The organism is Corynebacterium sp. KPL2830 (assembly GCF_040225635.1).
Classification (GTDB): Bacteria; Actinomycetota; Actinomycetes; order Mycobacteriales; family Mycobacteriaceae; genus Corynebacterium.
The window spans coordinates 52,307-65,078 of record NZ_JBEHFR010000006.1 but is presented as its reverse complement, the minus strand read 5'-3'; the positions used below and the strand labels follow the sequence as shown (position 1 = coordinate 65,078).

9 protein-coding genes and 1 tRNA gene are annotated in these 12,772 nt (G+C 61.3%); 3 read left to right on the top strand and 7 right to left on the bottom strand.

Annotation, left to right across the window (positions count from 1 at the left end):
* Window positions 1-3: 3 nt before the first annotated feature.
* The gene (locus ABRP87_RS03595) at window positions 4-1,044 is read right to left on the bottom strand and encodes a substrate-binding periplasmic protein (RefSeq protein WP_349867775.1); all 1,041 of its coding nucleotides are present in this window, start codon (window positions 1,042-1,044) and stop codon (window positions 4-6) included.
* 127 nt (window positions 1,045-1,171) lie between these two features.
* Between ABRP87_RS03595 and ABRP87_RS03590 the strand changes: the two genes are divergently transcribed.
* Window positions 1,172-2,377, top strand: coding sequence for a hypothetical protein (locus ABRP87_RS03590; protein ID WP_349867774.1), 1,206 nt, complete (start codon window positions 1,172-1,174; stop codon window positions 2,375-2,377).
* A 15-nt stretch (window positions 2,378-2,392) separates the two neighbouring features.
* Here the strand turns inward: ABRP87_RS03590 and selB are convergent, their stop codons facing one another.
* The 3 genes from selB to ABRP87_RS03575 form a co-directional block, all read right to left on the bottom strand.
* Window positions 2,393-4,177, bottom strand: coding sequence for a selenocysteine-specific translation elongation factor (gene selB, locus ABRP87_RS03585; protein ID WP_349867773.1), 1,785 nt, complete (start codon window positions 4,175-4,177; stop codon window positions 2,393-2,395).
* The gene (gene selA, locus ABRP87_RS03580; protein WP_349867772.1) at window positions 4,178-5,506 is read right to left on the bottom strand and encodes an L-seryl-tRNA(Sec) selenium transferase; all 1,329 of its coding nucleotides are present in this window, start codon (window positions 5,504-5,506) and stop codon (window positions 4,178-4,180) included.
* 23 nt (window positions 5,507-5,529) lie between these two features.
* Window positions 5,530-5,624: transfer RNA gene (locus ABRP87_RS03575), tRNA-Sec, on the bottom strand.
* 78 nt (window positions 5,625-5,702) lie between these two features.
* On the opposite strand from ABRP87_RS03575, the gene selD reads away from it, so the two are divergent.
* Window positions 5,703-6,689: a selenide, water dikinase SelD gene (gene selD, locus ABRP87_RS03570; protein WP_349867788.1), complete on the top strand. Its 987-nt coding sequence runs from the start codon at window positions 5,703-5,705 to the stop codon at window positions 6,687-6,689.
* A 1-nt stretch (window position 6,690) separates the two neighbouring features.
* On the top strand, window positions 6,691-7,272 hold the full coding sequence (locus tag ABRP87_RS03565) for a hypothetical protein (protein WP_023028603.1): 582 nt from the start codon (window positions 6,691-6,693) through the stop codon (window positions 7,270-7,272).
* Between the two features lie 16 nt (window positions 7,273-7,288).
* On the opposite strand, the gene nrfD is transcribed toward ABRP87_RS03565, so the two are convergent.
* From nrfD to fdnG, 3 genes are read right to left on the bottom strand one after another with little or no spacing between them, the layout of a single operon-like run.
* Window positions 7,289-8,404 (bottom strand): NrfD/PsrC family molybdoenzyme membrane anchor subunit, encoded by a 1,116-nt coding sequence (gene nrfD / locus ABRP87_RS03560; protein ID WP_239275748.1) that lies wholly within the window; start codon window positions 8,402-8,404, stop codon window positions 7,289-7,291.
* On the bottom strand, window positions 8,401-9,459 hold the full coding sequence (locus ABRP87_RS03555) for a 4Fe-4S dicluster domain-containing protein (RefSeq protein WP_349867771.1): 1,059 nt from the start codon (window positions 9,457-9,459) through the stop codon (window positions 8,401-8,403). The genes nrfD and ABRP87_RS03555 overlap by 4 nt, the downstream gene beginning before the upstream one ends.
* Window positions 9,460-12,735, bottom strand: a complete 3,276-nt coding sequence (gene fdnG, locus ABRP87_RS03550) for a formate dehydrogenase-N subunit alpha (protein WP_349867770.1) — start codon at window positions 12,733-12,735, stop codon at window positions 9,460-9,462.
* Between the last annotated feature and the right edge of the window lie 37 nt (window positions 12,736-12,772).

Sequence of the window (12,772 nt, the reverse complement as noted above, 5' to 3'; positions counted from 1 at the left end):
AACCTAGCCATTATCTAGCTCCACATCATTAATCGATACTTCCCCAACGAGGCCCGCGCTAGGACCATTGAGCACTTTAACTGGAACAGTTGGTTCCGCCCCTAAGCTGGGCTGATCCAGTATTATTACCTGCGAATTACTTATCACCATTTCATCGGAATTATCCTGCCCCTTCAGCTTCATACGTACCGCGGAACCATCAGGTGCTTTTAAGCGTGCGTAATCCTTCTGATTGGTTATTTCATCGATCCTCGATTGATACTCCGCTGAGTCTTTATACTCTTTTAAAGTTTCATTAACGGATTGAACGATGTTTTCACTTTCCTGACTTGCCCCGAAGAATAAATGTAAGCCTCTAGCATTGGAGTTAAAGGAATGTCCATTGTCTAAAATCGAAAAATTATCTGCACTATACGAGAAATCCTCGCTTCGTAATACGGTCTGCCCGGCAAGTTTTCCCTCTGCTACAAGATCAACTTCTCCCCGTGCCAAAGCCTTAAAAGCTTCTAGACTTGTCGGAAAAGTCTCAAACCTAGCACCAGAGTCATCAAGTGCATCCCAGTATTTATAGCCTTTTATTTTGGCGACCTTGGCCCCGTCGAGACTTTGCTCTTTGTGAAGTTCATTGAATGTTCCTCCAGTTTTGCCGAAGAGCACATATTCAAATCGCATTAATTCATCGCTGTATATTCCAAATTCATGGCGATAGTCAACATCTATGACCGGGCCCATCGCTAAGGTGGCACCGTTTTTCACATCAGCTTCGGCCGTTTCCCAGTTCGTAAATTCAAAGTGTGGCTGGTAGCCAGAACGTTGCAGGACATCGGTAATAATTTCCGCTAATGGACCATTATTTTCCAATTCAGGGCCAATATAGGGCGACCATTCTGCGGTGGAGATAGTGACGGGAGTTTTCTGCTGCGGTGGTGCAGCACGTAGCTGGGTGGCTATTACATAAATAACAAGCCCGAAGATGATCGCCAACAAAATCCCTATCGCCGGCCCCGATAAGCGGCCGTTGGTTCGTGTATTTTTCTTCTTCATCTTTGATAACCCGTGATAACTTTCCATCCAGCAGAGTTCTAGGCCTTAGGTAATCCTCGATAGAATATCTAGCACATATTGACTGATATATCTCTTCGAGAGTTTCACATGAACGAGTGAGGACCTGATGATTGCCTACCCGCTTGCGACCAGCTACTTCGGCGTCGAACACGTCGCCATCTTGGAACATGTCATCTCTGGCACGGCGCTCAGCATCCCTGGTGTGGGTGGTGAGCCCGCGCTTATCGATGTCTCCTTAGAGCCCGATACCTACTCCAACGGCTGGCGGGTGCGTTCTGAGTTTGGCTTCATCGGTTTTCTCGATGAAGTTGAGGCAGCCGAATACCCGGACTTGCACCGGTTGAAGGCCTCTCAGGCCACTCCGCAGACGGTGGCCACGGTCGGCATCGTTGACGGCGAACTCGAGGTTGCCGTCTCCCTCGGGCTGTGGCCGTGGATGGTGCCGGTCAATGACCAGCCTGCCGAATCGGCGCTGCTCGCCGGTGGCCACGGTGCAGTGGTTGACACTGCGGCGGGCGATCTGACTGATTCGCAGCTATCTCACCTTGAAACGCAGCAGTTCTTTGTCACGCTCAAGGTCATCGATGATGCCGTCGTGGCCTCCTGCGGCGATACTGTGCTCGGCCCGTGCGGCACGTTGAGCCAGCTGCCGGGCCTGCGCGCCGCGTATGCGGCGGCACAAGTTTCCGGTGCCACGGTGGCCGCCCGTGCCTATAGCGGCGGCGGGATGATCGCGGTGGATATCCCGGTAGCGGATGCCACAGAAGCCGAATTATTCTCCCCTGCGGTACCGCCCCTGCGCGTGCCGTCCGGCCGCACCGCGCTGCCTAATGCCACCACTTCCCGTCCTGCCACCCCAGCCCCGCCCGAGGAATGGGAGTTCGCGCTGGAGTCCAGCGACATTGCCGGCGATCTTCCCACCGGCTCCCGGCGCCCGGTCAGCCCCAACACCGACGCAGCCACAGCGGTCACTGGTTCTGCCGAAGCCTCGCCCGCGACGCCCAGCGCTGCCCCGGAGAACGACGCTGCCCAGGAGAGCGGCGCCAAGAACGGAAAAGAAGGCGCAGAAAAAGAAGTGCCTACTACCCCACCCACGCCTCGTGCCCACGAGAAGGACCAGGCGGCGGCACCGCCTGCTAGCAGCGGCTTGGCCGACTTGGTCTCGTCCATGCCGGGCGCACAGAACCTGAGCTGGCGCGCGCTTCCCGTCGCGGAGGAACCGGGCCGCTTTTCTTCCGAGTCCGCCCGCGTGCGTGCCCGGCGCGTGGCGCGCGAGCAGTCCCGCCCGCGCGGCGGAAACCATCGCAAATAAGTCGGCCGCCTCTGCTTAGCGCAAGGTGCGCTTGCCGCCCTCGCCGCGGCGGGTAATACCATGGGCATCGAGGTATTCCAGCAGCGGGATGGCCACCCGGCGGGTGGTCCCCAGCGCCTGCCGCGCGGCGGACAGGGTGAAGGGCTGCTCGAGTTCTACTAGGAGCTCCCGCGCTTTGCCCGACGCGCCTGGTAAGAGGATGATGCCGTCTTTCAGGCGTAGCAGGCGCCCGGCGCGCTCAGCGGCGGCCAGTTCTTTTTCGCTCAGCCCCAGCTCTTTAAGTTCGTGCGCCTCTGGTGCCGCGAAGGGATCTTTATTTAACCTGCGCTCCAGCTCAGTCACGGCGGGCTCGGCGGCGCCGAGATCCACGCTGTGGCCGGGCAGGCGGATAAGCCCTTCGGATTCCTCCGCGTGCGCGGCGGCTACTGCTAGGCGCAGCAGCCCTTCTTCCTTGAGATCCAAGGCATCGAGTGCCGCCTTGCGCGGCATGCCGGGTGCGAGCGGATTAGCCGCAGCGTGTTCCTGCAGCGCGGTAGTCAGAGGTTCTTTCCAGCGCGTTACCTGGCTGGCGGCAATCCACCACTGGTGGAAGTTAATGATGCCCGTCGGCGTAGCGTCGGTGTCATAACCATCGAGTGCCAGGTCCGCGCGCCGGGCATAGCCCACGCGCTTCAGGTAGGAGAAAGGATTGCGAAAGGAGCTTAGCTCAGCCAGTGCGTTAGCCCGCTTGCGGGCGGCACCGCGGCGGTCGAGCTCCGGCGGGCGCACGTCGATGACCTCTACGCCGGCGCTGACATGGCGGCCGCCGGGGCTGCGGATCACTAGGCGGTCCAGGATGACCAGCGGCAAAGCGCGCGATAGGCGCAGGCGGGCAAAGCCCGCTGACAGCGGCCGCAGGTGCGCTTCTATCCCGGCGGTACCGCAGTGGACCACGAGGTTATCGGGCAGTTCATCAAGCGCGGTGCCAAAAGTGCGGTGGACGTCCACGGTATCGACGCCGCGCCACGCATCGGGGCTCAGCAGCAGGTCACCGCGGTGTATATCGGTGGCATCGACCCCGCGCAGGTTGACCGCGGCGCGGGTAACGGGGCCCAAGGATTCTTGCGCGGTATTTTCGCTATGCAGGCCGCGGATCTCCACGCGCTTGTTTCCTGCCGCGGTGGATAGCACCAAGGTGTCGCCGGTGCGTAGCGTGCCAGCACTCAGGGTCCCGGTCACCACGGTTCCCGCGCCCTTGACGCTAAAGGCGCGGTCGATCCACAGGCGCACCGGGGCGTCTGTGTCGGGTGCGGGCACGCGGGCCACCAAGTCATCGAGCGCCCCGCCAAGATCCGCCAGGCCCTCGACGGTGTGGGAGGAGACGGGGATAATGGGGGCATCGGCAAGCGGCGTGGCAGAAAACTGCGTGCGCACCTGGGCGGTGACCTCCGCGCGGCGCTTTTCATCGGCGCGGTCGCTGCGGGTCAGGGCGATAATGCCGTGCTCGATGCCCAGCGCGTGCAGCGCCTCGCGGTGGTCGGTGGATTGGGCCTGCCAGCCCTCGTCCGCGGCAACCACGAAGAGCACCACGGAGGCAGGCCCCACCCCGGCGAGCATATTGCCAAAGAACTTTTCGTGGCCGGGGACATCGACAAAGGCCACGTCCGCACCGGAAGGCAGCGACGTCCACACAAAGCCTAAGTCAATGGTCAGCCCGCGGCGCTTTTCCTCGGCCCACCTATCCGGATCCATGTCCGTTAAGGCGCGCACCAGGCTGGACTTGCCGTGATCGACGTGGCCGGCGGTCGCGATGACGTACACCTACATCACCGCCCGGATAGCCGCGATGAGCACCTCGTCCTGGGCCTCGGGCACGCAGCGCACGTCAATGAGGCAGCGGCCTTGGTGCTGGCGCGCCACCACCGGCGGGGTGTGCCGTCGCAGCTTTGGCGCAAGTTCCTCCGGCAGGGATACCGCGACGCCGGGCAACGGGTACTCGGGGGCTCCTCCCCCGCCCACGCGGCCAGCGTGGTCAACAACCTCGCCACCCACCGCCGCGGCGATGGCCTCGGTGCGCGCGCGGTGGCGCGCCGGGTCAAGGTGGAGGGCCTGCTGCACCGCATTGGCGGGCGTCGTGATAGCCGCCTCCAGGGCATTAAGCCGCAGCTTATCAATGCGCACCGCCCGCGCCAACGGGTGCTTTTTCACCGCCGCAATCGCGTCCTTAGTGCCCAACAGGATCCCGGCCTGCGGCCCACCCAAAAGCTTATCGCCAGAAGCGATGACGATATCCGCCCCGGCCTTCAGCTGCGCGTGAATATCGGGCTCGTCTGGCAGCACCGGATCGTGGGTGAGCAAGCCCGAGCCGAGATCCACGATGAGGTTCGTGCCTTGCTTCTTCGCCAGTTGCGCCAGCTCGCCCACGCCCACCGAGGAGCTAAACCCCTCTATCCGAAAATTGGACGGGTGCACCTTCAAAATCGCACCGGTCTCCTCCCCCAGCGCGCCTTCATAATCGTGCAGGTGCGTCCGGTTGGTCGCACCCACCTCGCGCAGGCGCGTCGCGGTGGATTCAATAAGCTCCGGCAGGCGGAACCCCGCGCCGATTTCTATCAGCTCGCCGCGCGAGATGATGACCTCTTTGCCCGGGGCCAGCGCGGCCGTGGCCAGCAATAAGGCCGCCGCACCGTTATTGACCACCAGCGCGTCCTCCGCGCCGGGGCAGGCCGCCAAAAGCGCCTGGGTGGCACCGGCACCGCGCCGGGACGAGCGTCGCCCGGTGTCTAGGTCCATTTCCACGTCGGTATATCCGGCCGCTTCCTGCAACGCGTCGATCGCGGCTGCGGGCAGCGGGGCGCGGCCCAAGTTCGTATGGATGATCACGCCGGTGGCGTTGATGACCGGCTGCAAGGAATGGGTGCTGTGGTCTGCCAGCCTTTGCGCTATTTCTTCCTCCACGCTGGCAACGGGCACCTCCCCGCGGCGGGCGGCGGAGAGCACGCCTTGAATCGTGGCGCGGATGGCGTGTTCGGCGAGTGTCTGCCGCGCGCTTTCTACTGCGGGGAGCCGCAATAGCTCATCCATGCGGGGTAAATTCCGGCGGGGATCACGGGCATTATTCGCGGGGCGACCAGCGTTATGACTCGGCACTCGTTTTCCTCCTTGCGCGCTTTTGGCGGAGACGGACAGGAATCGAACCTGCCAGACCGAGATGCTCGGCCTCACCGGTTTTGAAGACCGGGGCGCCCACCAGGACACGTACGCCTCCGCCTGGCTACTTTACAGATCCCGCGCGCACCCCACCGCCGCCGCCCCACCACTTCCGGCGGGTAAAATGACCAACATGATGGAGCAGATTAATTTAACCTCTTTCGCCGCAGGTGGCGGCTGCGCCTGCAAGATTCCCGCCGGGCAATTGGAATCGGCGGTAGAAGGGCTCATCGGCAAGGCCGATCCCAATGTCTTGGTCGGCCTCGACGATGGCGATGATGCCGCAGCGGTCAAGATCGACAACGGCGTCGCCGTGATTTCTACCGCGGACTTTTTCACCCCCATGGTCAATGATCCGTATGACTGGGGCCAGATTGCCGCGGCCAATGCGCTATCTGATGTCTACGCAATGGGTGGCACCCCCATTACCGCCATCAACCTCGTGGGCTGGCCCAATGAGAAGCTTGGCTTGGACGTCCTGCGCGAGGTGCTGCGCGGCGGCATGGATAAGGCCACCGAGGCAGGCATTTCCATTACCGGCGGCCACTCCATTACCGCCCCGGAGCCCTTGTACGGCATGGCGGCGACGGGCATCGTTGATCCCGAAAAACTCATGCGCAACGATGCCGCGGAGGCCGGCCTGCCCATTACGCTGACCAAGCCCATCGGCGTGGGCATTTTGAATAATAAACACAAGGCCACCGGCGAGGTATCCCAGGCCGCCATCGATTCCATGACCGCGCTCAACCGCCAGGCCGCCCAGGATGCGGTCGCCGCAGGTGCGCGCGCGGCCACCGATGTCACCGGCTTCGGGCTGCTCGGCCACCTGTACAAGATGTGCCGCGCCTCCGGGGTGTCGGCTGAGCTGGACTTTTCCGCCGTGCCCACCGTGGACGGTGCCACCGATGCCCTCGCGGAAGGCTTCATCCCGGGCGGCTCGCGCCGCAACCTGGATTGGGTGCGCACACACCTGCAGCCCTCCTCCCTCTCGGAGGAAGAGCTGGTGCTGCTTGCCGATGCCCAAACTTCCGGCGGCCTCCTCATCATCGGCGAAGTCCCGGGCTACCCCGTCATCGGCCGCACGACACCGCTTTCTGACGATTCCTACATCACCATTTCCTAAGATGAACCACCGCCTTTTTAGCCTGCCCCTTGTCACCCTCGCCCTCGGTGCGAGCCTTGTCGCCTGCGCCGACGGGACCACCAACCGCGGCTGCTCGCCCATCGAATTATCGGAGCTGCGTACTTCCCTGCCAGACACCCTGATCGGCGCTAACCAGGATCCCGATTCCACCAGCGATGAGGATGACTCCTTCTCCGTGCTCTACGGCGGCGATTCGCCGGAAAAGATTAGCGTGCTGGGCACGAAATACGAATCCGATAATGAGGCCGTATGCCCCGATGACCCAGATGCGGCGGCGGAGCGCTACTTGGAGCTGGTCAATGAGGACATCGACAAGCAAAATGCCGCCCAAGGCCGCGCGGGAAATGAGTACAAGCCGTTCGATTTCACCGCCGCGGACCGGCATTTTTATTGCTCGGCCTGGGAGGTCGAGGATGCCGTCTCAACCACCTGCGTGACCACGGTGCATGACGCTGCGGTGAACTACTATCTCCACCGCGATTCCGAGTCCTTAGAGGCCGAGCAATCGCGCATGCAGGAGATCGGTGAAGAACTCGCCGATTCCTTCGCCAACCTCGACTAAGCCTGGCCAGTCCTCGCTAGCCTGCGCTGAGTACGTCGGTGGCAAGCCCCTGCTCGCGCCGGCGCCGCTCCGCGCGGCGCTTCTGCGGACCCATCGTGGTGGCCGGGTTCTTGACCGCCGCCAAGCCCGCGTTGAGCACGCCAAAGCGCGTGCACGCGGATCCGGCCATCAAGGCCAGGCCCGAAGCCACGGATACGGCGCGGGACTTCGTCGCTGCTGCCACCGCGCTGCCCACACCGCCAGCGGCAATCAAGTACTCCGAGGCGCGCATGAGCTTTCCCGGCGTGCCGCGATGCAATTCCTCGCGCGGCTCCTGCTCCATATTGTGTTCTAGCACCTTCGTCGCCGCGATATCGCTGGCCGCGGCCGCCATGCCCAAGGCGCGGGCGGGACCGGCGTATTTCACCGGGGTGGTGACCATGGCCAAGCCAGAGGCCGCTGCCGAGGCAGAGGATACAAAGACATAGGGCAGGTGCCGCTTCATGTCATTCCACACCGGGTTGGACGTATTGGACAGCAATACCGCCGTATATCCGGCTAGCGGGCCACCGAGCAGGCCGGTTATCACCCCGGCCGGAGTTGCGGCCTTGCCCAGGCTCGCGCGTAGCCACTTCGGCAGCGGCAGCTTCCGCTTGGTCGCGTTATCAACCTCTACCACAGCCGGAATCGCCGCCGCGGTGGAAAAGCCCGCAAGCAGCCAGGATCCGAGCGACATCGGCGAGGTCACTTTGAAGACGCGGAACATATTCAACGCGCGCTCCGGCCGGCCCAGATCCAAAATCAAAAAGACCGAACCGGCGGCCGCCGCGCCAAAGGCCGCTACCCGCGTGGTCCGGCGCAAAGGTGCGTTGCCTGCGGCCTGTGCACCGGTGGCGAGAAGGCCCGAACCGCCGGCAATGCCGCCCAAGAAGAAATACCCACCGATGGGCCACTCCCACGGCGGGGCCTTGACTACCGGCCTGCCGTAATAGGAAGAAAACTCGAAGTCTTCGGCCATCCGCTCCTCTTTGGAGCCATCCTGCGCACCCGCACCCGGGCGCTTGCGCTTCTTCTTGCGCTTCGGCCCATCGAAGTTGCGGTAGCGATTCGGCCGCTCCGGCTGCGGTGGCCGGTACTCATCAAAACCGCTCATTTGCGCCCTCCAATCAAAAAGGAACCCGCCACGGCCAGCGCCATCCCGCCGATGGCCTTGGCCGCGGTCTTATACATACTCGGCAAATCCGCGGTGGGCACGCGCGGGTCCGGCGGCAGGCCATAGACCTCTGGCGAATCCAGCAATAAGAAGATAGAGCCGGTTCCGCCCACGCCATCGTTATCATTGGCGCCATAGAGCCGCGCCTCCGTTATGCCCTGTTCGTGCAGGGCGCGCACACGATCCCTCGCCGCGGCCAGCATGTCCTCATAGGTACCGAACTGGATGGAATCCGTGGGACACGTCTTGGAACAGGCCGGTTGCTCGCCCTGTTTCAGGCGGTCATAGCACATGGTGCACTTCTGGGCGACGCCCACATTCTTAATCGGCATCGCCTCGCCCGGCGTGTGATCCGTGCCTTGGGGTTTGCGCTGCTTGAGCTTTTTCAGCACATTGATGCCGGCGTGCGAATTATCCTGATAATCCACCGTCGCGGTCTTATCGTATTTCAACGACACCCCGCCGTCATCGCGGCGTTCGATGACGCCGAAGGGGCACCCCGCCACGCAGGTTCCGCAACCATTGCACACATCATCTTGGACGACCACGGTGCCAAACTCGGTGCGGAAGAGCGCACCCGTTGGGCACACATCCAAACACCCTGCATGCGTGCAATGCTTGCAGACGTCCGAGGACATCAACCACCGGAACGTATCCGTATCAGGCGGAGTGGTATCGACCTCGTCAGGCTTTCCACCGATGGTGGGCATGCCAAGGGAAATAAGCTGTTTTCCCTCTTCACGAGCCATTTCGATGCGGTCATTGTTTTGTTCCACAAAGGCCACGTGGCGCCACGTATTTGCACCTAGCGCGCCGGTATTGTCATAGGAATTACCGGTGACGTCATATCCCTCTACCGGGTTGCGGTTCCATTCCTTACACGCCACCTCGCAGGCCTTGCAGCCGATGCACACGGACGTATCGGTGAAAAAGGCCATGCGGCGGTAGGAATCATAGCCGTGCCGGCCCGCGTCCTCGGTCAGTAGATTAGTCATTTACTTACCTTCTTCGCCTTCGCTTGCCGTCTCATCATCACTACTATCCGCCCCAGACTGACCATGCTTTTCAGGCTCGGGGTTATAGGTAAACGAGTCAGGAACCGACAACAAATCATTGCCGGAATCAACGCTCAACTGCGCCCGCTCCTGATACTGCTTGAGCAGCTTCAAGCGGCCTTCTCCCCTTGGCCGGCGGCCCGGCTGGATATCGCAGGCGCCGATCTTTGAGTTCTGAATGAACACATTCGGCTCGAGCGTAAGACCCAAGAGATCGTTGGCACCGTCACCGGCCACAGCGGTGGTCTCGGACTCGCCGTAGTGGAAGGGCAGGCCAATCTGGTGGAATTCTTCCCCATTAATCTTCAGCATCTGCATGCGATCGGTGACCAAGACCTGCGCCTCAATCACGCCGCGCGGCGAGATAATCGTCGCCCACTCGCCATTTTCCAAGCCGCGCTTTGCGGCCAAGTCCTTATCCACCTCGCAGAATAGGCCCGGCTGCAGCTCCGCCAGATAAGGCAGACGGCGCGACATCGCACCCGAGGTGTACATCTCCGTGAGGCGATAGGTAGAAAATACGAACGGAAAAACCTCCGCACCGGGCATGCCCGGTTCTGGACGCTGCAAGTTATCCGGGCGCTTGATGGTCAAGCGCGTCGGCGATTGCTGCTGCTTATACAGCACGTTGGTCACCGGAGACTCCTGCGGCTCGTAGTGGGTGGGCAAAGGGCCATCGGAAAGCCCGGAAGGCGCAAAGAGCCACCCGCGACCGTCCGCCTGCATGATGAAGGCGTCCGTGCCATCAAGGGCGTCCGGACCGACGGCATCGGCGGGAGCCTTGTACTCGGGCGACTTCGTCACCGGGAAGTCAGGGACGTCATCGCCTACCCACTTGCCCTGGGCCTCGTCCCACCACACGTACTTCTTGCGCTCGGACCACGGGGTGCCATCCGGCTTGGCCGATGCACGGTTGTACAAAATGCGGCGGTTAGCAGGCCATACCCAGCCCCACTCGGGCGCGACCTCGTTCTGCTCCGAACCCGGGACCTTGCGCGCGGACTGGTTAACGCCGTCCTTGTACACGCCGGTGTAGATCCAGCAGCCGCCGGAGGTCGTGCCGTCATTCTTCATCTCCACGAAGGTGGGCAAAAGCTCACCCTTCTTGGGCCCATCGAGGTAGTAGCCGTTGATCTCCTTGAGGACATCCTCGGAGTTCGGTTCGCCTTCCTCATTTTCCACGTAATCCCACGTCACCTTCTGAAGCGGGAGATCGCGCGGATCAGTGGAATCGCGCAGGCGTTCCTTCAGCTTCTTACCCAGCTGGTAGAAGAACCACAGCTCGCTCTTGGCATCGCCTGGCGGCGGCGCCGCTTGGAAGCGCCACTGCAGCATGCGTTGGGTCTGGGTAAAGGTACCGGCCTTTTCCACGTGGGTAGCTGCGGGCATTAAGAAGACCTCGGTCTCGATGTCTTCCGTCTTCAGCTCGCCGTTTTTAATCTCCGGCGCATCCTTCCAAAACGATGCGGTTTCGATTTCCTGGAAATCGCGCACCACTAGCCACTTCAGCGATGCCAAACCGCGACGCTGCATGCCACCATTAGACTGCGCCACCGCCGGATTCTGGCCAAAGACGAAGTAGCCATCTACCTGCCCATTAAGCATGGCCTGCAGGGTTTCGTAGGTGGAATGCGCGCCGGAAATGCGCGGCATGAGGTCATAGCCCCAGTTATTTTCCTTGGTCGCCGCATCTCCCCAGTAGGACTTCATCAAGGACACGGCGTAATTCTCGCCAATCTGCCAGAAGCCCTTTTGGGACTCATCCCGGATCTCATCCACGAATTCCGGCCACGTCTGCTTTTCCACGCTCGGCATGGGCAGGTAGCCGGGAAGGGAGTGGAAGAGCGTCGGGATATCCGTGGATCCCTGAATGGAGGCATGCCCGCGCAGGGCCATGATTCCGGAGCCCGGACGGCCCACATTGCCCATCAAGAGCTGCAAGATCGCAGCGGTGCGGATGAACTGCGCTCCCAAGGTGTGCTGGGTAAATCCCAAGGCATAAGCGAAACACGTGGTGTGTTCCGGATCGGAATTCTGCGCAATGGAATCCGCCAGGTAGTAGAAGTCTTCCTGCGCGATGCCGCAGGTTTCTTCTACCAGCTCAGGGGTATAGCGCGCATAGTGACGCTTGAGAATCTGGAAGACCGAATTCGGGTGCTCCAGAGTGTCATCGCGCTCCACATTCCAAGAAGAGCCTTCCGGTTTTTGCACGTACTGCCACGAATCGGTCACATACGTGCCGGTTTCCGGGTCATAGCCAGAAAACAGCCCGTCCAGTTCCTCGGTGTCCTGGTAATCCTCCGAGATGATCATCGGCGCATTGGTATATGCGACGACATAATCGCGGAAGTACAGCTCATTCTGGAGCATGTAGTTAATGACCGCACCCAGCAGCACCACGTCGGTACCGCCGCGAATGCCAATGTGGCGGTTAGAGAACGCAGAGGTACGCGTATACCGCGGATCCACGTGAATAATGCGGGCACCACGCTTTTTGGCTTCTACGACCCACTGGAATCCCACCGGGTGGCACTCGGCCATATTCGAACCCTCGATGACGATACAATCAGCATTCGCCATATCCTGCAGCGGTTGGGTTGCGCCGCCGCGGCCAAACGAAGTTCCTAAACTAGGAACTGTGGCGGAGTGTCATATGCGCGCCTGGTTTTCGAGCTGCACCGCACCGGCAGCGGTAAAAAGCTTCTTAATGAGGTAGTTTTCCTCATTATCCAAGGTCGCGCCGCCAAGGCCAGCGATACCCATCGTGCGGTTGAGCGTCCGTCCCGAGTCATCGGTGTCTTGCCAGCCCTTCCGGCGTGCCTCCACGAAGCGATCCGCGATCATCTCCATTGCGGTGTCTTCATCCAGCTCCTGCCACTCGGTGGAGTGCGGTGCGCGGTACTTAATCTTGGTCAAACGCGTTGCGGAGTTGACCAACTGCTCCGATGCCGAGCCCTTGGGGCACAAACGCCCGCGCGAAATCGGCGAATCCGGATCGCCCTCAATCTGGATGACCCGGTCATCTTTAACGTATACGCGCTGGGCACAACCTACCGCGCAATATGGGCACACGGATTGCACCACGCGGTCAGCTTCCACCGTGCGCCCGTGCTTTTCCTTACTCTTGGTTGATTGCGTATTGATATCCCTGCCAAAGGGATCGCCACTACGCAGCTGGCGCACCACCGGCCAGTTGAGAGGACTTAAGCGAGACATGACTTTAAATCTATATTTGGGCGGAAAATTTCTCTAG

Coding starts and splice junctions, on each gene's coding strand:
- ABRP87_RS03595 (WP_349867775.1), bottom strand. CDS start 1,044: ATGAAGAAGAAAAATACACGAACCAACGGCCGCTTATCGGGGCCGGCG.
- ABRP87_RS03590 (WP_349867774.1), top strand. CDS start 1,172: ATGATTGCCTACCCGCTTGCGACCAGCTACTTCGGCGTCGAACACGTC.
- selD (WP_349867788.1), top strand. CDS start 5,703: ATGGAGCAGATTAATTTAACCTCTTTCGCCGCAGGTGGCGGCTGCGCC.
- ABRP87_RS03565 (WP_023028603.1), top strand. CDS start 6,691: ATGAACCACCGCCTTTTTAGCCTGCCCCTTGTCACCCTCGCCCTCGGT.
- nrfD (WP_239275748.1), bottom strand. CDS start 8,404: ATGAGCGGTTTTGATGAGTACCGGCCACCGCAGCCGGAGCGGCCGAAT.
- ABRP87_RS03555 (WP_349867771.1), bottom strand. CDS start 9,459: ATGACTAATCTACTGACCGAGGACGCGGGCCGGCACGGCTATGATTCC.